Source organism: Hoeflea prorocentri (genome assembly GCF_027944115.1).
Taxonomy (GTDB): Bacteria; Pseudomonadota; Alphaproteobacteria; order Rhizobiales; family Rhizobiaceae; genus Hoeflea_A; species Hoeflea_A prorocentri.
Genome location: NZ_JAPJZI010000001.1, coordinates 2,733,184 through 2,756,630 on the forward strand (window position 1 = coordinate 2,733,184; position 23,447 = coordinate 2,756,630).

28 protein-coding genes are annotated in these 23,447 nt (G+C 58.3%); 12 read left to right on the forward strand and 16 right to left on the reverse strand.

All coding sequences use genetic code 11. The features are described from left to right. The 3 genes from OQ273_RS12780 to OQ273_RS12790 form a co-directional block, all read right to left on the reverse strand. Positions 1 to 507 carry an isoprenylcysteine carboxyl methyltransferase family protein gene (locus OQ273_RS12780; RefSeq protein ID WP_267990886.1) on the reverse strand — a complete coding sequence of 169 codons (507 nt, stop codon included), beginning with the start codon at positions 505 to 507 and terminating at the stop codon, positions 1 to 3. After that, positions 500 to 1,555, reverse strand: coding sequence for a type III polyketide synthase (locus OQ273_RS12785; protein ID WP_267990887.1), 1,056 nt, complete (start codon positions 1,553 to 1,555; stop codon positions 500 to 502). The genes OQ273_RS12780 and OQ273_RS12785 overlap by 8 nt, the downstream gene beginning before the upstream one ends. 148 nt (positions 1,556 to 1,703) lie before the next feature. Beyond that, on the reverse strand, positions 1,704 to 2,315 hold the full coding sequence (locus OQ273_RS12790) for a YqgE/AlgH family protein (protein WP_267990888.1): 612 nt from the start codon (positions 2,313 to 2,315) through the stop codon (positions 1,704 to 1,706). A 222-nt stretch (positions 2,316 to 2,537) separates the two neighbouring features. On the opposite strand from OQ273_RS12790, the gene OQ273_RS12795 reads away from it, so the two are divergent. Both OQ273_RS12795 and OQ273_RS12800 read left to right on the forward strand, forming a co-directional pair. Next, positions 2,538 to 3,374, forward strand: a complete 837-nt coding sequence (locus OQ273_RS12795; protein ID WP_267990889.1) for a protein-disulfide reductase DsbD domain-containing protein — start codon at positions 2,538 to 2,540, stop codon at positions 3,372 to 3,374. A 170-nt stretch (positions 3,375 to 3,544) separates the two neighbouring features. After that, positions 3,545 to 4,030: a peroxiredoxin gene (locus OQ273_RS12800; protein ID WP_267990890.1), complete on the forward strand. Its 486-nt coding sequence runs from the start codon at positions 3,545 to 3,547 to the stop codon at positions 4,028 to 4,030. A 4-nt stretch (positions 4,031 to 4,034) separates the two neighbouring features. On the opposite strand, the gene rnhA is transcribed toward OQ273_RS12800, so the two are convergent. The 11 genes from rnhA to coxB all read right to left on the reverse strand — a co-directional run bounded on the left by rnhA (position 4,035) and on the right by coxB (position 13,048). Further along, positions 4,035 to 4,472: a ribonuclease HI gene (rnhA, locus tag OQ273_RS12805; RefSeq protein ID WP_267990891.1), complete on the reverse strand. Its 438-nt coding sequence runs from the start codon at positions 4,470 to 4,472 to the stop codon at positions 4,035 to 4,037. A gap of 1 nt (position 4,473) precedes the next feature. Further along, the gene (locus OQ273_RS12810; RefSeq protein ID WP_267990892.1) at positions 4,474 to 5,451 is read right to left on the reverse strand and encodes a homoserine kinase; all 978 of its coding nucleotides are present in this window, start codon (positions 5,449 to 5,451) and stop codon (positions 4,474 to 4,476) included. Positions 5,452 to 5,489: 38 nt separating this feature from the next. After that, the gene (gene ispH / locus OQ273_RS12815; RefSeq protein WP_267990893.1) at positions 5,490 to 6,509 is read right to left on the reverse strand and encodes a 4-hydroxy-3-methylbut-2-enyl diphosphate reductase; all 1,020 of its coding nucleotides are present in this window, start codon (positions 6,507 to 6,509) and stop codon (positions 5,490 to 5,492) included. Between the two features lie 72 nt (positions 6,510 to 6,581). Beyond that, positions 6,582 to 7,334, reverse strand: a complete 753-nt coding sequence (locus tag OQ273_RS12820) for an SURF1 family protein (RefSeq protein ID WP_267990894.1) — start codon at positions 7,332 to 7,334, stop codon at positions 6,582 to 6,584. Then, on the reverse strand, positions 7,327 to 7,713 hold the full coding sequence (locus OQ273_RS12825; RefSeq protein WP_267990895.1) for a DUF983 domain-containing protein: 387 nt from the start codon (positions 7,711 to 7,713) through the stop codon (positions 7,327 to 7,329). The genes OQ273_RS12820 and OQ273_RS12825 overlap by 8 nt, the downstream gene beginning before the upstream one ends. Positions 7,714 to 7,789: 76 nt before the next feature. Beyond that, complete coding sequence (locus tag OQ273_RS12830) at positions 7,790 to 8,668, reverse strand: cytochrome c oxidase subunit 3 (protein ID WP_267990896.1); 879 nt, start codon at positions 8,666 to 8,668, stop codon at positions 7,790 to 7,792. A 56-nt stretch (positions 8,669 to 8,724) separates the two neighbouring features. Beyond that, a complete protein-coding gene (locus tag OQ273_RS12835) occupies positions 8,725 to 9,327 on the reverse strand; it encodes a cytochrome c oxidase assembly protein (protein WP_267990897.1) in 603 nt (200 codons plus the stop codon). 10 nt (positions 9,328 to 9,337) lie between these two features. Further along, the gene (locus OQ273_RS12840; protein WP_267993176.1) at positions 9,338 to 9,490 is read right to left on the reverse strand and encodes a hypothetical protein; all 153 of its coding nucleotides are present in this window, start codon (positions 9,488 to 9,490) and stop codon (positions 9,338 to 9,340) included. Between the two features lie 2 nt (positions 9,491 to 9,492). Further along, positions 9,493 to 10,428, reverse strand: coding sequence for a heme o synthase (locus OQ273_RS12845; protein WP_267990898.1), 936 nt, complete (start codon positions 10,426 to 10,428; stop codon positions 9,493 to 9,495). Positions 10,429 to 10,494: 66 nt separating this feature from the next. Next, the gene (ctaD, locus tag OQ273_RS12850) at positions 10,495 to 12,150 is read right to left on the reverse strand and encodes a cytochrome c oxidase subunit I (protein ID WP_267990899.1); all 1,656 of its coding nucleotides are present in this window, start codon (positions 12,148 to 12,150) and stop codon (positions 10,495 to 10,497) included. 4 nt (positions 12,151 to 12,154) lie between these two features. After that, positions 12,155 to 13,048, reverse strand: a complete 894-nt coding sequence (coxB, locus tag OQ273_RS12855; RefSeq protein ID WP_267990900.1) for a cytochrome c oxidase subunit II — start codon at positions 13,046 to 13,048, stop codon at positions 12,155 to 12,157. A gap of 374 nt (positions 13,049 to 13,422) precedes the next feature. Here coxB and OQ273_RS12860 point away from each other — a divergent pair, with 374 nt between their 5' ends. Beyond that, the gene (locus tag OQ273_RS12860) at positions 13,423 to 13,938 is read left to right on the forward strand and encodes an invasion associated locus B family protein (RefSeq protein ID WP_267990901.1); all 516 of its coding nucleotides are present in this window, start codon (positions 13,423 to 13,425) and stop codon (positions 13,936 to 13,938) included. Between the two features lie 19 nt (positions 13,939 to 13,957). Here the strand turns inward: OQ273_RS12860 and OQ273_RS12865 are convergent, their stop codons facing one another. After that, positions 13,958 to 14,407: a DUF1801 domain-containing protein gene (locus OQ273_RS12865; protein WP_267990902.1), complete on the reverse strand. Its 450-nt coding sequence runs from the start codon at positions 14,405 to 14,407 to the stop codon at positions 13,958 to 13,960. A gap of 114 nt (positions 14,408 to 14,521) precedes the next feature. Here OQ273_RS12865 and tldD point away from each other — a divergent pair, with 114 nt between their 5' ends. Further along, positions 14,522 to 15,937 carry a metalloprotease TldD gene (gene tldD, locus OQ273_RS12870; protein WP_267990903.1) on the forward strand — a complete coding sequence of 472 codons (1,416 nt, stop codon included), beginning with the start codon at positions 14,522 to 14,524 and terminating at the stop codon, positions 15,935 to 15,937. 22 nt (positions 15,938 to 15,959) lie between these two features. On the opposite strand, the gene pdxH is transcribed toward tldD, so the two are convergent. Next, positions 15,960 to 16,580 (reverse strand): pyridoxamine 5'-phosphate oxidase, encoded by a 621-nt coding sequence (gene pdxH, locus OQ273_RS12875; protein ID WP_267990904.1) that lies wholly within the window; start codon positions 16,578 to 16,580, stop codon positions 15,960 to 15,962. Positions 16,581 to 16,622: 42 nt separating this feature from the next. Here pdxH and OQ273_RS12880 point away from each other — a divergent pair, with 42 nt between their 5' ends. From OQ273_RS12880 to OQ273_RS12915, 8 genes are all read left to right on the forward strand, one after another. After that, positions 16,623 to 17,087 carry an RT0821/Lpp0805 family surface protein gene (locus OQ273_RS12880; RefSeq protein ID WP_267990905.1) on the forward strand — a complete coding sequence of 155 codons (465 nt, stop codon included), beginning with the start codon at positions 16,623 to 16,625 and terminating at the stop codon, positions 17,085 to 17,087. Between the two features lie 129 nt (positions 17,088 to 17,216). Next, positions 17,217 to 18,173: a DnaJ C-terminal domain-containing protein gene (locus OQ273_RS12885; protein ID WP_267990906.1), complete on the forward strand. Its 957-nt coding sequence runs from the start codon at positions 17,217 to 17,219 to the stop codon at positions 18,171 to 18,173. A gap of 139 nt (positions 18,174 to 18,312) precedes the next feature. Further along, positions 18,313 to 19,131, forward strand: a complete 819-nt coding sequence (gene fabI / locus OQ273_RS12890; RefSeq protein ID WP_267990907.1) for an enoyl-ACP reductase FabI — start codon at positions 18,313 to 18,315, stop codon at positions 19,129 to 19,131. 33 nt (positions 19,132 to 19,164) lie between these two features. Further along, positions 19,165 to 19,776, forward strand: a complete 612-nt coding sequence (locus tag OQ273_RS12895; RefSeq protein WP_267990908.1) for a histidine phosphatase family protein — start codon at positions 19,165 to 19,167, stop codon at positions 19,774 to 19,776. Positions 19,777 to 19,937: 161 nt separating this feature from the next. After that, positions 19,938 to 21,032: a chorismate synthase gene (gene aroC, locus OQ273_RS12900; protein ID WP_267990909.1), complete on the forward strand. Its 1,095-nt coding sequence runs from the start codon at positions 19,938 to 19,940 to the stop codon at positions 21,030 to 21,032. A gap of 23 nt (positions 21,033 to 21,055) precedes the next feature. Further along, positions 21,056 to 22,162 (forward strand): 3,4-dihydroxy-2-butanone-4-phosphate synthase, encoded by a 1,107-nt coding sequence (ribB, locus tag OQ273_RS12905; protein ID WP_267990910.1) that lies wholly within the window; start codon positions 21,056 to 21,058, stop codon positions 22,160 to 22,162. A gap of 64 nt (positions 22,163 to 22,226) precedes the next feature. Next, positions 22,227 to 23,153: a histone deacetylase family protein gene (locus OQ273_RS12910; RefSeq protein WP_267990911.1), complete on the forward strand. Its 927-nt coding sequence runs from the start codon at positions 22,227 to 22,229 to the stop codon at positions 23,151 to 23,153. A 2-nt stretch (positions 23,154 to 23,155) separates the two neighbouring features. Beyond that, positions 23,156 to 23,413, forward strand: coding sequence for an exodeoxyribonuclease VII small subunit (locus OQ273_RS12915; RefSeq protein WP_267990912.1), 258 nt, complete (start codon positions 23,156 to 23,158; stop codon positions 23,411 to 23,413). Positions 23,414 to 23,447: the final 34 nt, after the last annotated feature.

Genomic DNA, 23,447 nt, shown 5'->3' on the forward strand with positions numbered 1-23,447 from the left:
TCACCGGTACTTCGCCAGCGCGGCTTCTTCCTCGCCGATACGCACAACCAGCATTGCCGCATTCAAAGCCGAAAAGACGGCAGCGACCGTCGGCAGGCCAAGGATCATCGGCACGACAAGGACCTCGGCGACAACCAGCAGGTAGTTCGGGTGCCTTATCCAGGCGAAAGGCCCCCTGGTTACCAGCGGTTCAGGCAGGACGATGATCCGGGTCGTCCACCGTTCGCCCAGGCTGTAGATAATCCAAACGCGCAGCATCTGCAGCACGATGAAAGCCGTCAACCAAGGCAGTGAAAGCGATTGTCCTATCCCGAACCAGATCAGCGTGACGAGCCACGCGCTGTGAAGCGCGACCATAAAGGGATAGTGCCCTGCGCCGTACTCGCTTGCCCCTTTGGCGAGCAAACGCCCGGTGTTTCGCCTCGACAGGGCCAGTTCGCTCAGGCGCTGAACCACCAGAAAGGCCAGCAGGACCAAGGCGGGAATGGACACCGAAATATCAAACATGCGCGACCGGAAGGAAAGAAGCGGTAAAGCCGGGACCGAAGGCTCCCATCAACATATCCCCCTTATGATCTGTTTCCAGCACCTGCTTGAGGACAAACAGCACCGTCGGAGCCGACATGTTGCCGAAATCACGCAGGACCTGACGCTCGATCCCGAGGCTGTCCGGCTGCAAATCCAGTGACTGCTCAATCGCCTGCAACACTTTTGTGCCGCCCGGATGGAAGACGAAGCGGTCGATCTGATCGGCATCCTTGCCGATATCTGCCAAAGCGCCGGTCACGGCGGCCTGGAGATGGGTTCTGGTGAAGTCCGGGATGGCCTTGTCGAAGACGACACCAAGAGAATTGTCGTCGACCTCCCACCCCATGATGGACAGCGTGTCGGGCCAGATCTTCTGCGTCCCGGTGCCGATGACGACATTGCGCGCGTTTCGGCTCTCCTTCCCCGTGGTCAGACACACTGCGGCAGCACCGTCGCCGAACAGCGCCGCACCGATAATGTCCGCCTTCCTCGGGACGCCGCTACAGAAGGAAACCGAGCAGGCTTCAACGGCGACCATCAGGACTTTCGCAGCCTCACGCGCAGCTGCCAGATCGCGCGCGATTGCCATGCCGGAAACCCCGCCCGCACATCCAAGACCAAAGACCGGGACGCGCATGACATCATCACGAAAACCCATCTTTGAAAGCGCTCGTGCTTCCAATGACGGCGTTGCGATGCCGGTCGAGGAAACCGTTACCACGACATCGACGTCCTCGGCCGTCCACTGCGCATCGTCCAGCGCCGCTTTTGCCGCTTTGACGAAAAGTGCCGTGCTGCCGGTCAGATAGGCGTCGTTTCGCTCGGACATGGACTTCGGTGTCTCGAACCAAGTTGTATCCGCCACCGTGTAACGTGTATCGATCCCTGCATTTTCAAATGCTTTCGACATGCGTTCGAACTGGCTGAATTTGGAACCGAGGGTGCGGCGTGCCCAGTCCAGGACGATGGTTTGCGGTATTTTTTCGCCAGGAACAGCGGTGGATATGCCGACCAGTTTTACGCTCAAGGGACATCTCCACGATTGGGCGGTTCACAACTCCCCGTTCCATATAGAAAAGATGCGCCGTCAGCCGACATGGTCAAGCGTAAACTTTGATGACGTTCTGTTGAAGCGGTCGGCCAGCTTGTAATGGATGGACCGGGTCACAGGCGATCTAAGCCTGTCCGCACTCACTCGACAGCATGGCCGGATCAATACCGATGGAAGCGAAGGCGCGTTCGTATTTTGTGTCCAGATCCTCGCCGAAAATAATGTCATTGACGGCCGGGCATGTCAGCCAGCCATTGGCGCTGACCTCGTTTTCCAGCTGACCAGCGCCCCAGCCGGAATAGCCGAGCATCATGGTCGCCTTATCCGGGCCCTTGCCCTTTGTGATGGCGCGCAGGATATCGACCGTTGCCGTCAGTGACAGATCTTCGGAGATGGGGAGTGTTGCCTCACTGTGATAGTCGTCAGAATGAAGGACAAAGCCCCTGCCCGTCTCCACCGGACCACCGGCCTGCACACTCAACTCCATGGCCGATTGCGGCAGGACGGCCGTATCGTCGTCGTCGATCAGTTCCAGCTGAACCATGAGTTCACCGAAACTGATGGACTGAGGCCGGTTAAGAATAAAGCCGACCGCGCCGTTGCTGTTGTGTGCACAAATATAAATGACCGTACGGGAGAAATTGCTGTCTGACAGACCCGGCATGGCGAGCAGGAACTGTCCGTCGAAACAGCCGCGTTCTGCATCACCCAGGAGACTTTCGTGAAGAATGTCCATGCGGACAGCTTACCGCAATTGTGATGTAAAATGAAACCGCGGCATTGATCCTTTGTGTCACATCTTGGACAGCGATTGCCGATCGCCGGAACCTGTTGCTTGCGTCCAGCGCAGTGATCATGCGGGGGGCCATTGCGCGCATCCCTGCCGATCACCTTAAAATGAACATTTGAACCACGCTCGTGACTGGTTTCGGCAAGCCGCCCTGTCTAAATTGCCGATATGAACACGCATTATCTCAAGACGCGGACGGCAGGCCTCGGAGCTGCTTTTGGCGCGCTCATCGTTCTTCTTGCATTGTCTTTGACTGCGGAGGCTGCATCCAGCAACTGGGTCGAGACGGAAGGCGGGCGTATCCGCGTATCCGCGCTTGAACCGGCCGCAGACGGCACCATCAAGGCGGCACTCGACATCGAACTCCTGCCGGGATGGAAAACCTATTGGCGCGATCCGGGTGAAGCCGGTGTGCCACCGTCTTTTCGCGTCGACCGCAGCAGCAATGTTCAATCTGCGGAAATCCACTTTCCAGCACCCGAGCGCATTGAAGATGCCTATTCGATATGGGCGGGCTACGACTATCCTGTGGTTCTGCCGATCACCTTGAAGCAGGAAACCCCCGGCACGACGAGCGTACTGGAGGCCGACATCTTCCTCGGAATTTGTGAATCGGTCTGCATCCCCCTTCAAACCAGCTTCACCTTGACCCTTGATCCGGACGAGCCAGCCAACGCGTTCGAAAAACGGATGGTTGCGCGAGCGTTCCGGTCATTGCCGGAAGTGCCGGGAGACGACTTCAAGGTGCACGAAACCGTCGACAGCGGCGACACATTAACTCTCGCCGTTGCCTTGCCCGAGGACGCCGATGGCGGGGAAATCTTTGTGACCGGACCGCCCGGCTGGCGCTTCGAAACGCCACGCAGCAAAGGCGTTTCGGGCAATACGGCCACGTTCGAGGTGCCCCATTCCGGACCCAACGAGGCCGGGCTTTCCGGAGAGACAATCCATGTCGTCGTCAAGTCGGCCGGCCGGGCAATGACAACCGACATCGTCATTGACTAGAGCAAATCCGAAGATCGACACGGGCGGCCTGCGGTAAAACGCACTGGACATCAAACCGCGCTCGACTATCTTTCCGTCTGTCCCGACACGTCCGGCACCGTGCCGGTCAAACGATAGAGGCGGGACGAATTTCAATCAGGCGCAACGCCAGTATTATAAGGGATATGGACGTGACGATCTCAGTCGGCGACAAACTACCAGAAATTGCAATCAAGGAAGCAACTTCGGACGGCATGAACGAGGTTTCGACCGGTGATATCTTCTCCGGCAAGAAGGTGGTGCTGTTTGCCGTGCCGGGCGCATTTACCGGCACATGCAGCACTGTCCATGTACCCGGATATCTGCAGAACCGCGATGCCTTGTTGGCAAAGGGGGTCGATGAGATCGCCGTGCTTTCCGTCAATGACGGGTTTGTCATGGACGCCTGGGCAAAAGCCACCGGCGGGGAAGGCAAGATTCGCTTCCTTGCCGACTGGGACGGTGCCTTTACGAAGGCTGTCGGACAGGACATCGATCTTTCCGCCGGAACGCTTGGGGTCCGATCAAAGCGTTATGCCATGATTGTTGAAGACGGCACAGTATCAGCGCTCTATGTCGAGCCGTCGCCCGGCGAAGTCACGACGTCCGGTGCGGAGGCCATCCTGGATAATCTGTAAAGGATCAGGATTTGTAGGGTTCCATGGCGCGGCGGGCGAGTTCGTCCGCCCGCTCGTTCTCAGGATGGCCGGCGTGACCCTTGACCCAATGCCAGGTGACCTTGTGCCGATTACGGGCCTCTTCCAGCGCCTGCCATAGTTCAACGTTCTTAACCGGCTTTTTTGCGGCGGTCTTCCAGCCGTTGCGCTTCCAACCCTCGATCCAGCCGCCGATTCCGTCCTTGACGTAGGAGGAGTCCGTATAGAGGTCGACCCGACAAGGTTCTTTCAGGGCGTTGAGCGCTTCGATGGCAGCCTTGAGCTCCATCCGATTGTTGGTTGTATCGGCTTCACCGCCGGACATTTCCTTCTCCAGCCCCTTAAAGCGAAGAATGGCCCCCCAGCCACCCGGACCGGGATTGCCCGAGCAGGCACCGTCGGTGAAAATCTCCACATGTTTCAATTCAGCCAGCCTCGCCCATTCGAAGGCCGTATTCGCCGGCCGAACCGATTTTGCGATGAAAGCGCAGATAGCGCAGATATTCCCGCGGGTCTTTCTTCACCACCATGGCGCCGTCGGGAACGGTCAGCCAGTCGTAGAGGCGGGTGAGGAAAAACCGCAAGGCAGCGCCGTGGGCGAGCAAGGGCAGCGCGTCGGCTTCCGCTCCGCTTAAGGGCCGCACCGACTGATAGCCGTCCAGAAGCGCCATGCCCTTGGTCACGTTGAACGCGCCATCGCGCTCGAAGCACCAGGCGTTGAGGCAAATGGCGATGTCATAGGCAAACAGATCGTTGCAGGCGAAATAGAAATCGATGACGCCGGAAAGCTCCTCGCCCAGGAAGAAGACATTATCCGGAAACAGATCCGCATGAATGACGCCGGAAGGCAGACCCTGCGGCCAGTTTCCCTCCAGGTGGTCAAGGTCGGTCTGGATCTCGGCGCCAAGGCCCGCTTCCACCTCGTCGGCGCGTGATGCGGACTGGTCCCATAGCGCGCGCCAGGCTCCGACCGACAACGCGTTGGCGCGGTTGCGCTGGAATCCCCTGCCGCTGACGTGCAAAACGGCGGCGGCCTTGCCGACTTCGCGGCAATGCATCGGTGTCGGCTTGCGTGGCCACATGCCTTCAAGAAATGATATGACCGCCGCTGGCCGGCCGGCCAGCGTGCCAAGGACGATCCCGTCGCGGCGGTGCACCGGCAAAGGGCATGTCAGGCCGTTTTGAGCCAGATGCTCCATCAGCCCCAGAAAAAAAGGCAGGTCGTTGCGGTCAACACGTTTCTCGTAGAGCGTGAGAATGTAAGAACCCGCCGATGTGTGCACGAGGAAGTTGGAATTCTCGACACCTTCGGCAATGCCCTTGTAGGACAGCAATTCACCAATATCGTATGGCTCGAGGAAATCGCGCAGTTCCGTCTCGGTGATATCGGTATAGACGGCCAATTTCCAGCCTCTCAGGTTCGCTCTTGCGTCGCTTGCTTCTAACGACCCGTCTCGCCGTTGACAAATGCCATATCGGCAGGCGTCAGCTCAACCTCACGAAGGTCCCGCATCACCAGGAAATTCTCGTCTTCAACCGTTGTTTCGGCCAGTTCGATGGTGACGTCGAACCGCTCGCCGAACGCATCGATGATTTCGTCCACGATGATCTCCGGTGCGGACGCGCCGGCGGACAGGCCGAGGATTTGCGGTGGTTCGGCGTCGATGTCGGACCACGGAATTTCACCGGCCCGTTGAACCAGCAGCGACTTGTCGGCACCGGCCTTGAGTGCCACCTCGACAAGGCGCTTGGAGTTGGAGGAGTTCGGCGCTCCGACGACGAGGAAGAAATCACAGCCGGGCGCGGCGGCCCGTACCGACTCTTGCCGGTTGGTCGTGGCATAGCAGATGGATTCAGCCGCCGGCGCCGTCAGATTGGGGAACCGGTCCTTCAGCGTCTTAATGATGTCCGCCGTGTCTTCAACCGACAGCGTTGTCTGGGTAACAAATCCGAGATTGTCCGGATCTTCCGGGCTGAAGGATTGTGCGCCTTCCACGGTTTCGACAAGGCTTACTGCGTCCGGCGGCAGCTGTCCCATGGTTCCGATGACTTCGGGATGTCCGGCATGTCCAACGAGGATAACATGCCGGCCACGGCGCTGATGAAGCATCGCCTGTTTGTGGACCTTCGATACCAGCGGGCATGTCGCGTCGAGATAAAAGAGGTTACGAGCCGCAGCGTCCTGCGGAACGGATTTGGGCACGCCATGGGCCGAGAAGATGACTGGCTGCTTGTGATGTTCGGGCGGAATCTCATCGAGTTCCTCGACGAAGATCGCACCACGTTCGCGCAACCCCTCCACGACGTAACGATTGTGGACGATCTCATGGCGTACATAGACCGGCGCACCGTATTTCTTGAGCGCAAGCACAACGATCTGGATTGCGCGGTCTACGCCGGCGCAAAACCCGCGCGGGCCGCAAAGACGAATGGTCAGGGATGGTTTGTCCGAAGCTGTCATGACTTCCACCGAAATAGCTCGCCGATTGTGTAGAACAAGTGCCTGTGCATTGAAACCCTATGACCGGTGACTTTAGGGGGTGCGGCGCGAACGCCAGATGAAATATCCCGCAACGACCGCCAGGGCCGCTGCCAGCCCGAACCATGTGACCGCATATTGAAGGTGATTGTTGGGCAGAGACACGCGCGTGACGCCGGGGACCGGTCCCGGTGTGACGGCCCCGCTTCCGCCGGAAACGTCCACAAAGAACGGAATAAGCGCCGCCTCGTCCAGGTCCATATTCGCCGCCATAGCCGAATGGTCTTTCCAATACCAGGTGCTGTTTTGCGGCTCATTGTCCGGCACCAGCGATCCCGGTTTCTGCGCCAGCGGATTACGCGCGACGCCGATCAGTTCCACCATTCCATCCGGCGCGGTCCAGGGCCGGTTCGACGGATCCTTGAAATCGTAGGGCACAAACCCGCGATTGACGATGAGAACACGTCCGTCGGCCAGTTCGACAGGCGTATAAAGATACCAGCCGGACTGTCCCTCATGGGTCGCCAGATAATGTTGCTCGGCGGCATGGTCGAAGACACCCTCAAAGCGCACGGGCATGTAAGCAACATCACCGGATGCCCGCCATTCGGAAATGATATCGTCCACCGGCGCCGGCGCTTCGTTCATCCGGTTTTCTATCGTCGCGATAAGGCTCTCTTTCCATTGAAGCCGGTTAACCTGCCAGTTGCCGAGCATGAGGAGGAACGCCAATGCCGGCAGTACGAAGGCCAGCAACAGCACGAGACTGCGGCGCGACATGCCTGGCTGACGGGACTGTTCAGCCATTATCCAACTCGCCCTCATGGGCATTGTGCTTGAACTGAAGATTGATCAAGACGCCCTTGAGCGCACGCAATAGCCAAAGGCACAGCGCAAGGCTCAACGGTATCCAAACCAACAGATGCAGCCAGAGCGGCGGGCCATAGCTAACCTCCAGCCACAGCGCCAGTCCGACGACCAGGAAGCCGATCAGGAGGATCACAAAAACGGCCGGACCATCTCCGGCATCGGCAAAGTCGTAGTCCAGACCGCAAACGCTGCAGGACTGCGCCAATTGAAGATAACCTGAAAACAGCCGGCCTTCGCCGCAGCGCGGACAGCGCCCGTTAAAACCCGATGCGTAGGGATCGACCGGCGGATAATGCGCCTCGTCCTTGTCACTCATTAACCAGGCTCCAATGAAACGGGGGCGCGTGCCAACCGGTTCGCGCCCCCTTTCCTCAATCGGTTTTTGTGTCTCGTCAGTGCGCGTAGATTGCCGCGCCCCAAGAAGCCCACACATAGATGCTGAAGAAAAGGAACAGCCAGACAACGTCGACGAAGTGCCAATACCAGGCCGCTGCCTCAAAGCCGAAATGCTTCTTCGGCGTGAAGTCGCCCGAGGCTGCCCTGATCAGGCAGACAATCAGGAAGATCGTTCCGACCAGAACGTGGAAACCGTGGAAACCGGTCGCCATGAAGAAGGTCGCACCGTAGATCGATTCCTTGAAAGCGAATGGCGCCACGGCGTATTCGTAGGCCTGCACGCAGGTGAACAACACGCCGAGCAGTACCGTCAGCACCAGGCCCTGGATCAAGCCCTTCCGGTTGCCGTGGAGCAGCGCATGGTGCGCCCAGGTCACCGTGGTTCCGGACAAGAGCAGGATGATGGTGTTGTAAAGCGGCAGGTGCATCGGATCGAGCACCTCGATGCCGACCGGAGGCCACTGCCCGCCCGTGTGCTCGACACGCGCCACCTGCGCCGCCTCGCCGGCATAGATGGCGGCATCGAAGAAAGCCCAGAACCAGGCAACAAAGAACATCACCTCGGAGGCGATGAACATGATCATGCCGTAGCGCAGATGCAGCGAAACCACCGGCGTATGGTGGCCTTCATGGCTCTCCTTGATGCAGTCCGACCACCAGCCGAACATGGTATAGAGCACAATGAGCAGGCCGATAAAGAAAAGCCAGGGACTGGCCAGCTCCATACCGAATATGTCGAGTGAACCGCCGGCCAGATCACGCATGTAAATGATGCCGCCGATCGCCATGATCAATGCACCGATCGAACCGATGAACGGCCAAGGACTGGGATCGATTATGTGATAATCGTGGTTCTTTTGATGCGCGTCAGCCATTTAAAATCCCCGGTTTGCCTTTTTTTCGCGGCTGCGTCTCCACAGCAAAGTTTCAATTAGCTGCCTTTTTCCTCGTCCTCAAGCACCGTGGCGCTCGCCACCGGCTCCTCCTTGTCGAGGGGGAAGAATGTATAGGACAGCGTTATAGCGGTGATGTTGCGCGTCTCCGGCGCGTTGACGATCTCGGGATCGACAAAAAACATGACAGGCATCTCCAGGCTGTCGCCGGATGCCAACTCGGTCTCGGTAAAGCAGAAACACTCGATCTTGTTGAAATAGGCGCCGGCCGATTGCGGTGTGACATTGAAGGTCGCCTGACCAGAAGATGTCGACATGCCGGTATTGATGGCCAGATATGACGCCTGTTTCGTCTCACCGATACGCAGTTCCACTTCGCGCTGAAGCGGCTTGAAATCCCAGTTCAGATCGCCGGATGTGTTTGCATCAAAGCGCACCGTGATCTTGCGGTCGAGGATCTCATCGGAATACTGCTCGGCGCGCTGAATGGTTCCGCCATATCCGGTCACCTGGCAGAAGAGTTCATAAAGCGGAACGGCGGCATAGGACATGCCGGCCATGCCCAGTACCACGCCCAGGCAAATGCCGACTACGCGTGTATTGCTTACGGGCTTCTTCTTGCTTTTTGGCTGCTCGCTCAAAATCGCCTCCTCAAAATGCCCGGTCCAGGATCGCCGGACCGAATTTGACGATCGTCGCGATATAAAAAATCACCACCAGTGCCGCGAGGGCAAAAGCAAGTGCGATAGAGCGAAGCCGACGCGCGCGTTTCTGTCTGTCCGTCAGTTCTATCCGCTCGACCATGCTCATGCTCCAATGCTCACAATGAAGCCGTCGACCAGAAGGGTCGCGAACAGACCGAAGAGATAGATCAGCGAAAAGCCGAACATCGACTTTGCCGCCTTCATCGATGTGTCCTCAGGCGGCATGCGCAATACCCTGAATGCGTACCACACGAAGCCAAGTCCGAGCCCCATCGCCAGAACACCGTATACGAGTCCGGCAAAGCCCATCCAGTATGGCAGCACACCGACCAGCGCGGTCGCAATGGCATAGATGAATACCTGCCGCTTGGTGGACTCGACACCCGCAACATTCGGCATCATCGGCACGCCCGCTTTGCCATAGTCTCCCTGCTTGAAAAGAGCCAGGGCCCAAAAATGCGGCGGCGTCCAAAGGAAGATCATGAGGAAGAGCACAAAGCTTTCCCATGAAACGGTGCCGGTGACACAGGCCCAGCCGATCATCGGCGGCAAGGCGCCCGCGGCACCGCCGATCACGATATTCTGGGGCGTCGAACGCTTCAGCCACATCGTGTAGATGGCGACGTAGAAAAATATGGTGAAAGCCAAGAGCCCGGCCGACAGCCAGTTCACGAGCAATCCGAGCGTGAAGATCGAGAAGGCGGACAGGACAAGACCGAACGTCAACGCCTCGCCTGGCAGGATGCGTCCGGACGGGATCGGCCGCGACGCGGTGCGCGACATGACCGCATCGATATCGGCATCGAACCACATGTTCAGGGCACCGGAAGCACCCGCCCCGACGGCGATGCATAAAATAGCCACCGCGCCGATGAAGGGATGAACATCTCCGGGCGCAATCAGCAGGCCGACAAGGGCTGTGAACACGACAAGCGACATGACGCGCGGCTTGAGCAACGCAAAATAATCGCCAGGACCTGCCTCGGAGAGACCGATCTCGCCCGCGTTCAGCGCTTCATGTTCACCGGTTATTGCCATTTCGCGTTCAAACGTCCGTTCAAAATACCGCCGGAAGCCGCCACAGCGGCTCCGGCCTGCTTTCGTCTACTTAATGCGGGGAAGCTGTTCCCACTGGTGGAACGGAGGCGGAGAGCTCAGCTTCCATTCCAGAGTGGTTGCGCCCTCGCCCCATGGATTGTCACCTGCTTCACGCTTTTTGGCGAAGGCTTCCCATACACCGTAAAGGAAGATCAAAACACCGATCGCGGACAGATAGGAACCGTAGGAAGACACCGCATTCCAGCCGGCATAGGCATCGGGATAGTCGATGTAGCGGCGCGGCATTCCGGCGAGGCCGAGGAAGTGCTGCGGGAAGAACACCAGGTTCACGCCGACAAACATCACCCAGAAATGTGCCTTGGCGACAAACGAATTGTACATGTAGCCGGTCATCTTCGGGAACCAGTAGTACCAGGCTGCAAAGATGCCGAAGACGGCGCCGAGCGACAGCACATAGTGGAAGTGCGCAACGACATAGTAGGTGTCGTGCATGGCGCGGTCGAGACCGGCATTCGCCAGTTGCACGCCTGTGACACCGCCGACGGTGAACAGGAAGATGAAGCCGAGCGCCCATAACATCGGTGTGCGGAAGGTCATTGATCCGCCCCACATGGTGGCGATCCACGAGAAGATCTTGACGCCGGTGGGCACCGCGATCACCATCGTTGCGAAGACGAAATAACGCTGCGCGTCGAGCGACAGGCCGACCGTGTACATGTGGTGCGCCCAAACGATGAAGCCGACGGCGCCGATTGCCACCATGGCATAGGCCATGCCGAGATAGCCGAAGACGGGCTTGCGCGAGAAGGTCGCAACGATATGGCTGACAATGCCGAACGCCGGAAGGATGAGGATATACACCTCAGGGTGTCCGAAGAACCAGAACAGATGCTGGAAGAGGATCGGGTCACCCCCGCCTTCAGGCGAGAAGAACGACGTGCCGAAATTGCGGTCGGTCAACAGCATGGTGATACCGCCCGCCAGAACAGGCAGTGACAAAAGCAGCAGGAATGCGGTGATCAGCACGGACCACGCAAACAGCGGCATCTTGTGCAGCGTCATGCCCGGCGCACGCATGTTGAAGATCGTCGTGATGAAGTTGATCGCACCGAGGATCGACGACGCACCGGCTATGTGAAGCGACAGGATCGCGAAATCCATCGCCGGCCCCGGCTGTCCGGTCGTCGATAAGGGCGGGTAGATCGTCCAGCCCCCGCCAACGCCGTAGGCACCTGCAGGCCCTTCCACGAACATGGAAAGCAGGAGCAGGATGAAGGCAGGCGGCAGCAGCCAGAAGGAGATATTGTTCATCCGCGGGAACGCCATGTCGGGCGCGCCGATCATGATCGGCACCATCCAGTTGGCAAATCCGCCGATCAACGCCGGCATGACCATGAAAAAGATCATGATCAGGCCGTGAGCGGTGGTGAACACATTGTACATGTGCTTGCCACCATCAATCGCCGCGTCTCCGTCAAAGCCGTAGACCATGGCGGCCAGACCATGGAAGATCTGGATGCCCGGTTCCTGCAGTTCCCAGCGCATGAAAACCGACAAAGCACCACCGATGATCCCGGCGATAATGGCGAAGATCAGGTAGAGTGTGCCGATGTCCTTGTGGTTCGTTGAAAAGAGCCAACGGCGGACAAAACCCACCGGTTTGTGATCGTGAGCGTCATGTGCTGCTGTAGCGCCGGCCATCGGGTTACTCCTTGATCTTCTTTGCTTCGTTGGCAGCAAGCTCAACGGTCTTATCGGCTTCCTCAAGCGAAGCCATCAATTGTGCGTTGGCAGCTTCGACATCATCGGCGGCGGCTGCCAGCCAGGTGCCGTACTGTTCAACCGAAACCACGCGTACGCCGATCGGCATATAAGCATGATCCTTGCCGCAAAGCTCCGAACACTGTCCGTAATAGAGGCCTTCCTTGTCGGCCTTGAACCACGTCTCGTTCAGCCGTCCGGGGATGGCGTCCATCTTCACGCCAAAGGCAGGCATGGCGAAGGAGTGGATAACATCACCGGCGGTAACGAGCAGCCGGACGGTCATGCCGACCGGCACGACCACTTCATTGTCCACGGCGAGAAGGCGGGGATATTCCGAAACGTTTTCCTTGCCGTATTCCGCACGGTCGGTTTCAGCCAGCATGATGGAATCGAAGGATACCTCTTCTTCCACCTGGTATTCGTAACCCCAATACCACTGGTATCCGGTCGCCTTGATCGTGAGCTGCGGCTCTTCCGGTGGTGAGTACTGGGCATTGAGAAGCTGGAATGAGGGGATCGCCAGGCACAGCAAGATGATCACCGGTCCGGCAGTCCAGATAACCTCGATCGTCGTGTTGTGGCTGGTCTTTGACGGTGTCGGATTGGCTCCCGCCCGGAAACGCACAATCACAATCACCAGCAGCGCCAGAACCAGAAGCGTGATCGGCACGATGAACCAAAGCGTGTAATTGTTGAACCAGTTAATTTCCCGCATGATATCGGTTACGCCGGGCTGGAAGCCCAGTTGCCAATCAACCGGCTGCGCGGCATTGACTTGCGTTGCCAGAAGCAGCGGGGCGATCAGCGCCCAAACTGCGAGGAGCGGATTTCTCACGACTATTCTCCCTCACCAACGCCCGAAACTTTTTTTGCCGGGCGCAATATCCCTTTAATTGACTGCGCTTAAAATCATAAATTAGAGGCAATCGCAACTGGCTGACAGGTCTGAAAGTGCGACAATTTAGGCTATTGAACCGGCTAAGGAACAATGCGGCCTTGCTAAATGTCGCATACACATGCAAAAAAATCCCGCAATTTTGTTCGGTTTACCGTGGATGTCCCTGAAAAAATAAGCAAACACGGCGCGATTGTCGCCGCAATTTGCGCCTAGGGACGCCTGCCCGGGCGGCCGATGATATTGAAGACTTTTCAATGAATGGTCTGTGCCTGCAAGATAGACTGACTGATTCGGGTAGCGCTGGAGCCGATATGCTGCATTTTGTGACGAAGATACTTACGGCACTCGCCGTCGGAGCGGCAACGCTTGCTGCAACCGTGCCGGCGAGCGCGCAGCAGCCTGGAACCGTGAAAGCCAATCACGGGGCCTGGTCCATCGTCTGCGATCAGCCGCCGGGCGCAACTGGCGAGCAATGCGCTCTCATGCAGAACGTCATTGCGGAGGACCGGCCGGAGATCGGCCTTTCCGTCGTTGTTCTGAAAACCGCCGACCAGAAGGCCAAGGTGCTTCGGGTTCTCGCACCGCTTGGCGTTCTGCTGCCCAACGGGCTCGGTCTTAATGTCGATGGCAAGGATATTGGCAGAGCCTATTTCGTGCGTTGCTTCACGGATGGCTGTTATGCCGAGGTCATTTTGGAAGAGGCGCTTCTCAATACGCTGAAATCCGGCGGCACCGCGACCTTCATCGTCTTTCAGACACCGGAAGAAGGCATCGGCATTCCCGTGGACCTTTCCGGCTTTACAGACGGGTTCGCCGCCCTGCCCTGACGGATCGCACAAAACTGCCCTAGGCTGAGTATTTGTCCTGCATGAACCGGTAAGAGTGTGCGACGAGCGTGCGCAGGACATTCATGTCGATCTCTTCCAGCCGCTTCACATAGAGGCAGGATTTGCCGGTCTTGTATTTGCCTAGCTCGGCCAAAAGCTCTCCATATTGGGAAAAACCCGGCATGATGTAGATGCTGATGGCCGATTTTCGCGGCGAGAATCCGGTTATCATCCATTCGCCGGTTTTCCCGCTGGCATAGGTGTAAGTGTAGCGGCCAAAGCCGATGATGGAGCTTCCCCACATCACCGGCTCCTCACCGCTGATCTTCTTCATCATCGCAATCAGCACCTCGGCATCGCTGCGTTTTTCAACGTCGTCGATGGCGCCGATAAACGCTCCCACATCAGCCAATCCAGGTTTCGTCTTAACCTCAACCGTCTTTGCATCACGGAATTTTACGGAAGCCATTTGCCCTGTCCAAAGCCTGAGTGACATTGCGCGGTGGATATGCACAACGGATAACTTATATGATTGAGCGACCGCCGTTAACACCGGCCTGCCCAACCCAATCTGGATGACATGATGAACACCGACCTTCTCAAGACCTTTGATTGTGCGGAGGACCGCATATCGCGCATTGTCGCCGACAGTCTGAAGAGCGCCGATGACGGCGAGCTCTTCGTGGAATATGCGCTGGTCGAATCGCTGACCTTCGATGACGGGCGGCTGAAATCCGGAAACTTTTCCTGCGATCAGGGCTTCGGGCTGCGGTCGGTGGCCGAAGATGCCGTTGGTTACGCGCATTCGGGCGAGTTGTCGGAAGCGGCGCTGCTTCGCGCCAGCGATGCTGTCTCGGCCGTGACGCACGGCTATAGCGGCACCTATGCGGATGCACCGGCGAGAACCAACAAGCGCCTTTACAGCGACATCAACCCCATCGGTTCGCCATCTTTTGCCGAAAAGGTGACGCTGCTTCAGGAGGTCGACGATTATCTGAGGAAGAAGGATCCGAAAGTGCGGCAGGTCACCGCTTCTCTGGCCGCGGGCTGGCAGGTTGTGAATATACTACGTGCGGACGGCCAGGTGCTCAGGGATATCCGCCCGCTGACGCGTTTCAATGTGAGCGTCGTCGTCGGCGACGGCGACCGGCAGGAAAGCGGCTCGCAGGGCCTCGGCGGACGCCACAGTTTCGGGGATTTTCTGACGGAACAAAGCTGGCAGAGCGCCGCAGACAATGCGTTGCGGCAGGCGCTCATTAACCTGGAGGCAATCCCCGCTCCCGCTGGCACGTTCGACGTCGTGCTGGCATCAGGCTGGCCTGGTGTGATGCTGCACGAAGCGGTCGGTCACGGGCTTGAAGGCGATTTTAACCGGAAGAAGACCTCCGCTTTTGCCGGCTTGATGGGCGAACAGGTCGCGGCCAAGGGTGTGACCGTTGTCGATGACGGCACGATCGCCGAACGGCGCGGCTCGTTGACGATCGACGATGAAGGCACGCCATCTGGCTATAACGTCCTGATCGAGGACGGCAAACTCGTCGGCTACATGCAGGACCGGCAAAACGCACGCCTTATGGGCATGAAACCGACCGGCAATGGACGGCGTCAATCGCACGCTCATCAGCCGATGCCGCGCATGACCAACACCTATATGCTCGGCGGCGACAAGACGCCCGACGAAATCATCGCTTCGGTCGACAAGGGTGTTTACGCGGTCTCCTTCGGCGGCGGTCAGGTAGACATCACATCCGGCAAGTTCGTTTTCGGATGCACAGAGGCCTATCTGATCGAGGACGGCAAGGTCGGTGCGCCGATCAAGGGCGCCATGCTGATCGGCAATGGACCGGATGCGATGCACAGGGTTTCGATGGTCGGCAATGATTCAAAGCTCGATGACGGCATCGGCATGTGCGGCAAGGCCGGCCAGGGTGTTCCCGTCGGCGTCGGCCAGCCACATCTGCGCATGGATCAGATGACCGTCGGCGGCACGCAGGCCTGACTGAACACGCCGCATTTGCCGCTTAAGGATAAAGCCTTACTTTGTCCCAGCTTCCATCGGCCTGCCGATTGAATGTCATACGGTCGTGCAGACGAAACTTGCGGTCATGCCAGAATTCGATGGCTACCGGCACAAGACGGAATCCGGACCAGTATTGCGGGCGCGGAATCGCCCCGACCGGGTATTTCGCGGTGTATTCGGCAACGGACTTTTCAAGGGCAAAACGGCTTTCCAGCGGGCGAGACTGTTTCGATGCCCAGGCACCGATGCGGCTGCCGCGTGGCCGTGTTTCGAAATAGGCGTCGGCTTCTTCATCGCTCACGACGCTCACAGGGCCGCGCAATCGCACCTGCCTGCGCAAGGATTTCCAATGGAAACACATTGCCGCCTTTTTTGACGCCAAAAGTTCCTGTCCCTTCTGACTTTCGAAATTGGTGTAGATTGTGAAGCCGTTCTCGTCAAAGCCCTTGAGGAGCACCATACGCACGTTCGGCATGCCGTCCGCATCCACCGTTGCAAGCGACAGGGCTGTCGGGTCGTTCAGCTCGCTTTCTTTCGCGTCGGCCAGCCATTCGGAGAACAGCTTGAGCGGTTCATCGCGAAGGGTAAAATCATCATTCGTTAACCCCGAATTGGTACTCATCTTGTTTCAACCTGTCCGACTATGTGTGAGTGGTTCGTTCGTGTGACGCAGCATGTTTCAAACATAAATGTCAACGCCCTGTTGCGTCGCGGCACGTTGAATATCACCTGGCGTCTGGCCCTTTTTGCGTTGGTGCTCATCCCGGTTTCAGGTTGCGTGAGTTCAGGGTTCGATCTGGGACTGAGCGACGAGCCCGATACGACAATCCAGTCCGGCTCGGTCGATCCCGCACTCGGAAGCGCCACCGATGACGCCGTTATCGCAGATGCCGTCGCAACGGCGAAAATTGAGCCGGGGCTTGTGCAGGATGTGCCATGGAGCAACATTGCGACCGGAAATTTCGGATCAGTCAGCTTCATTCGCGAAAACAAATCGGTCGGCAAGGTCTGCCGCGACTTCATCGTGTCCAAGCACAGCTATGACGGCATCAGCCAGTACACCGGCGAAATCTGCCGTACGCGCCTGACCAAATCCTGGACCCTGAATTCGCTGAGCGAGCAAGGCTGACATTGACGCCCGGCCCCATTTCGCCGGGCGGAATCAAGGCTTTCTTCATAAGTTCAAAATAAAATTGCAACGTTGGCGCAAGGCGGTTTTGCCTGCGCCGTGTGCGATGCGTGTCGATTGGGTGTTCCTATGCGTAATCCCTATATGGTTCTCGGCGTTCCCAGATCCGCCACGGGGGAGGAAATCAAGGCCGCTTTCCGCCGGAAGGCCAAGGCCAGTCACCCGGACAGAAACCACGACAACCCGGATGCCGCTGCCCGGTTCAACGCGATCAACAGCGCCTATGAGATAATCGGCAACAGCGAGAAGCGCCGACTTTTCGACAATGGCCATATCGATGCACAGGGCCGCCCCCTCACCCGCAAATCCGTCTTCTCCGGCTTTACCGGTATGAATTCCTGGGCCGGGTTCAATTTCAAACGCGCCAAGCCGCAAGGCTTCGAAGAGACCGGGTCCACAACCACGGAAGAAAAGCCCGAAACGCGCGAACAGGAATCGCATGAAGAGATCATGGAGCGTATCTTCGGCGAGTCCTTTGTCCGTAGCAAAGCGGAAGATGCGCCCGGACTGGATGAACATCCCGAACCCGACAAAGCCGATCTTGACCTTCATGCTGAAATCGAGGTGTCACTGGAGGAGGTTCTGTCCGCGTCCTGCCAGGACGCGGAACTTCCGGACGGGCGGATCGTAAAGGTCAATGTGCCTGCCGCGGTTGAAGATGGCCGGGTGCTGCGCCTGCATGGAAAAGGCGTGCAGGCATCCGACGGTCAGTGCGGTGATGCCGTCATCACAATACGTTACAAGGCGCATAAGTATTTGCGCACCGATGGCGCCGATCTCATCACGGACCTTGCCGTGCCCTTGAAGGGCGGTATTCTCGGCGCGAAGCTGCCGGTCGACGGTCTGGATGGGCGTTTTCTGGTCAAAGTGCCGTCATGGTCCGGTTCCGACCGTGTGCTGCGTGTGCGCGGCAAGGGGCTGCCAAACGGCGGCAAAGGCCGCGGTGACCTTTATGTCCATGTGCGACTGATGCTTCCCGATGCCAAAGACGACGATCTGACCGCCTTTGCCAAATCTTCATTGTAGGCAGCCGATAACGGCCATTGGCCGGACCGGCTGAAATCGGCACAACGGCAGCGTGCGTGCGACGACTGAGGCCGCTTGCGTCTTGAACGCGTCTGTCGGCTGTGCCATAGCCATTTTAGCAAATAGCATGGAGTGGGATATGGTTCTGGCTGCAGGTCTGATGAAAGGCAAACGCGGGGTGATCTTGGGTGTCGCCAACAACAGGTCGATAGCCTGGGGCATCGCCAAGGCCTGCGCGGATGCAGGAGCCGAGCTTGCCTTGACCTATCAGGGCGAGGCCCTGAAAAAGCGGGTGGAACCGCTCGCCTCGGAGCTTGGCGCGTTTGTCGCCGGTCATTGCGACGTGACCGACCCGGACAGCATGGATGCCGTCTTTGCGGCGATCGAGCAAAAGTGGGGAAAAATCGATTTCCTCGTCCATGCCATCGCCTTCTCGGACAAGGAAGAGCTGACGGGCCGATTCGTCGACACGACGCGGGACAATTTCTCCAGAACCATGGAGATCTCGGTATTTTCGCTTGCCGCACTCGCAAGACGGGCCGAAGCCATTATGGTCGAAGGCGGGTCCATCCTGACACTGACCTATTACGGCGCAGAAAAGGTTATGCCCCACTACAACGTCATGGGCGTGGCAAAGGCGGCGCTGGAGGCCAGCGTGCGTTATCTCGCCGTGGACCTTGGCGGCCGCGGAATACGCGTCAACGCCATTTCGGCCGGGCCTATCAAGACCCTTGCCGCTTCCGGTATCGGGGATTTCCGCTATATTCTGAAGTGGAACGAATACAACGCCCCGTTGAAACGCACGGTGACAACCGACGAAGTCGGCGCCTCAGCGCTCTATCTGTTGTCGGACCTGTCGCTTGCCGTCACGGGTGAGGTGCACCATGTTGATTCGGGCTATCACACGGTTGGCATGAAGGCGGTGGATGCGCCGGATATTTCTGTCATCAAAGACTGATAGCGTTGCGAGAAATCGACGGGAGTTATGGCCATGGCGCCAACGGCACCGGTGGTCTACGTCGTTCGTCACGGCATCACCGACTGGAATATGGCGATGCGCTTTCAGGGCGCTCAAGACATACCCATTAACGCGCAGGGACGGGCGCAGGCCGACAGCAACGGTTTGCTGCTGAGGCAGGAGCTGGGCGCTTCGGCCAGCACTTTCGATTTTGTTGCAAGCCCCCTCAGCCGAACGCGCGAGACCATGGAACGGGTACGCGCCGCGATGGGGCTTGAAGCAAAGGAATACCGCACGGACGACCGGCTCATCGAGGTTTGTTTCGGCGACTGGGAAGGTTCGACAATTGAGGAACTAAGCCGGAGCGAACCGGACCGCTTCAGGGAACGGTCCGAGGACAAGTGGAACTTTCAGCCTCCAGGCGCCAGTTCCGAGAGCTACGAGATTTTGAGCTGGCGCGTTGCCGCCTGGTTCAAGGAAATCCAACGTCCGACAGTGTGCGTCAGCCATGGCGGCGTCATCCGCTCCCTGTTTCGCAGGATTGCGGGCATGAGCGGTGAGGATGCCGCCGAATTGATTATTCCGCAGGACCGGGTTCTCAAAATTGAAGGCCGTCATATGCACTGGCTGCCCGCGGACCAGTAAAATCAGCGCAAATCTGAGGTTCTGCCGACATTTCAATGGGCTGATCGCTTTCGTAAAGAAACTGATTCATTTGACCCGCTGGTGAAAACTGCCTAGACGAAACGGGTAATCCCGGTTGTCTTTTTATTCGTGACGACCTGAACCAACCGCAGGCACATTGCATGTCACACAATACGTTCGGTCACCTGTTTCGCGTCACGACCTGGGGCGAGAGCCACGGCCCTGCCCTCGGCTGTGTGATCGACGGCTGCCCGCCGGGGATAGAATTCACGGTTGCCGAACTGCAGCAATGGCTGGACAAGCGCAAACCGGGTCAGTCACGTTTTGTCACCCAACGGCGCGAAGCCGATGCGGTGCAGGTCCTTTCCGGCTTTATGCCACAGGAAGACGGCGAAACGCTGATCACAACCGGCACTCCGGTTTCGATGATGATCGAGAATACCGATCAACGCTCGAAGGATTACTCGGAGATCGCCCGCAGATACCGGCCGGGCCATGCCGATTTCTCCTATGACGTGAAATACGGCATTCGCGATTACCGCGGCGGTGGACGCTCCTCAGCCCGCGAGACTGCCGCGCGGGTTGCTGCCGGAGGGCTGGCACGCAAGGTCATCCCTCAGGCAACGATACGCGGCGCTCTGGTTCAGATCGGCAATATCCCCATCAATCGTGACAATTGGAACTGGGACTCCACCGACGACAATGCCTTCTTCTGCCCTGATGCCGAAACCGTGCCGAAATGGGAGGCCTATCTCGACGAGGTTAGAAAAGCCGGCTCATCCGTCGGCGCGGTCGTTGAAGTTGTCGCTGAGGGCGTGCCGGCCGGTCTTGGCGCACCGGTCTATGCCAAGCTCGATCAGGATATCGCCTCCAACCTGATGTCGATCAACGCAGTAAAGGGCGTGGAAATCGGCAATGGTTTCGGTGCGGCGGAAATCACCGGCGAAGAAAATGCCGACGAGATGCGCATCGGCAATGACGGACAGCCGATGTTCCTGTCCAACAATGCCGGCGGCGTGCTCGGCGGCATTTCCAGCGGCCAGCCCATCGTTGCGCGTTTTGCCGTCAAGCCCACCTCCTCGATCCTGACCGAGCGCCGCAGTATCGATGCGGATGGCAACGAGGTCGATGTACGCACCAAGGGCCGCCACGACCCCTGCGTTGGCATAAGGGCGGTGCCGATTGGCGAAGCCATGCTTGCCTGCACCCTTGCCGACCATTATCTGCGGCACAGGGGCCAGACCGGCCGGATCTGAAATTCATGATGACGGAACGCCCAATGTCCTATGATCAAGCTCGAGTCGTGGAAGCGCTGCGCGCATTCGAGGCGGGTGAAATCGTCGTTGTCACGGATGATGACGGCCGCGAGAACGAGGGCGACCTGATCGTCGCCGCCGTCCACTGCTCTCCTGAGAATATGGCTTTTATTGTGCGCCACACATCGGGCATTGTTTGCGCGCCGATGCCGCGCAGCGAGGCAAAGCGGCTCAATCTGACTGCTATGGTCGCAGAAAACGATGCCCCCCACGCGACGGCCTTTACGGTTTCGGTGGATTACAAACACGGCACAACAACCGGCATCTCGGCAGATGACCGCACCCTGACCGTCCGCAATCTGGCAAATCCCAATGCGGGATCCGATGATTTCGTCCGGCCTGGCCATATCTTTCCGCTGGTTGCGCGCGAAGGCGGCGTGCTGATGCGTTCCGGCCATACGGAAGCGGCGGTCGATCTGTGCAAGCTTGCCGGCCTCCCGCCGGTCGGCGTGATCTGCGAACTGGTCAATGATGACGGCACCGTGACGCGCGGCCCCGAGGTTGTGGCCTTCGCCGAAAAGCATGGTCTCAAACAGGTATCCGTTGCCGATCTTATCGCCTACCGGCAGCGCCAGGAGACGCTGATTGAAAAGGGCGACGTTTTCAACGTCGAGACACCGTTCGGTCCGGCAACCGCCCATACCTACGCCCTGCCCTGGGATCCGATGCAGCATGTGGCGGTGGTTTTCGGCGACATTCGCGACGGTGTCGATATTCCGGTGCGCCTTCACCTTGAATCCGTCGTTGACGACGTCTTCGGCAAAGTTCCGCCCATCAATCAGTATATGAACCATATTGCCGAACACGGCCGCGGCGTGATCGTCTATCTGCGTGAAGGCTCGGTCGGTGTCGGAAATTTCGGTAATGGCCGCACGGCCGCCGGCGAACGTGAAGAGCATGAAGAAGCCATGGCGCGCGAAAACGAGTGGCTGGAAATCGGACTTGGTGCGCAGATTCTGAAAGATCTGGGGATCTCGTCCATCGAACTCTTCGCGTCCCGCGAGCGCCACTATGTCGGGCTGGAAGGTTTCGGCATCGCCATCACCAGGACGACGGTCATCGATGGGTGATGCGGTAATTCCATTGCTGGCCATAACGCATTGAAACGAAACAGAAGCTGACCCTCAGGGCACCATGACAACGCGGTTTTACACCCATCCGATCTACCTGGAACATCTGATGCCCGCCGGGCATCCTGAACGGCCCGACCGGCTTCGTGCAATTGAAAAGATTCTTGAGGCATCGGACTTCGATGGTCTTGAGCGGATTGAGCCGGACGCCGCGGATGAAGCCATGGTGTTGCTTGTTCATCCCGAAGATCATCTGATCGGCGTCAAAGCAGCGATACCCGAGGAAGGCCTTGCCCCGATAGACGCGGACACCACTGTCAGCCCGAAGAGCCTTGAAGCGGCACTGACGGCGGTGGGTGGGGCGGTCTTGGCCGTCGACGATGTCTTTCATGGCGCATCGGACAATGGATTTCTTGCAGCCCGCCCGCCCGGACACCATGCCGAAAAAGACCGGGCGATGGGATTTTGCCTGTTCAACCAGGCCGCCATCGCCGCCCGGCATGCACAGCGTGCACACGGGGCCGAGCGCGTGGCAATCGTCGACTGGGATGTCCACCACGGCAACGGCACGCAGGATGTGTTCTGGGACGACCCGAGCGTCGTTTACTGCTCAACCCATCAAATGCCGCTTTTTCCCGGATCGGGCGCAAAGGATGAAGCCGGCGCCGGCAATATTTTCAATGCACCGCTTTCGCCGCAAACCGGTAGCGGACGGTTTCGGGAGGCCTTTGGAACCCGGGTCTTGCCGGCACTGGAAAACATGCGCCCGGACCTCATCATCATCTCGGCGGGATTTGACGCGCACCATCGCGATCCACTTGCAGAGATTAATCTCACCGAAGAGGATTTCGACTGGGCGACAGGCAAGCTGATGGATATGGCCGGTCGTTTTTGTGACAATCGTCTCGTCAGCATACTGGAAGGCGGCTATGATCTCGTCGGTCTGGCCGAGTCGACAGCGGCGCATGTGCGGCGTCTGATGAGAGGATAAAAATGAGCGACAATCAGAAGGGCAATGACGACATTGCGGCAATGAGCTTCGAGCAGGCGCTCGATCAACTCGAAAAGATCGTTGCCAGCCTGGAGACCGGCGATGTACCGCTCAACCGCTCCATCGAGATTTATGAGCGCGGCGAGGCTTTGAAGACCCATTGCGAGAAGCTCTTGAAGGCCGCGGAAGACCGCATTGAAAAGATCCGGCTCGACCGCAACGGAGGCGTGGCCGGTACTGAGCCCCTGGATGCCGAATAAACATAATAAGGGCGAAATTCGGTGAATTAGTCGC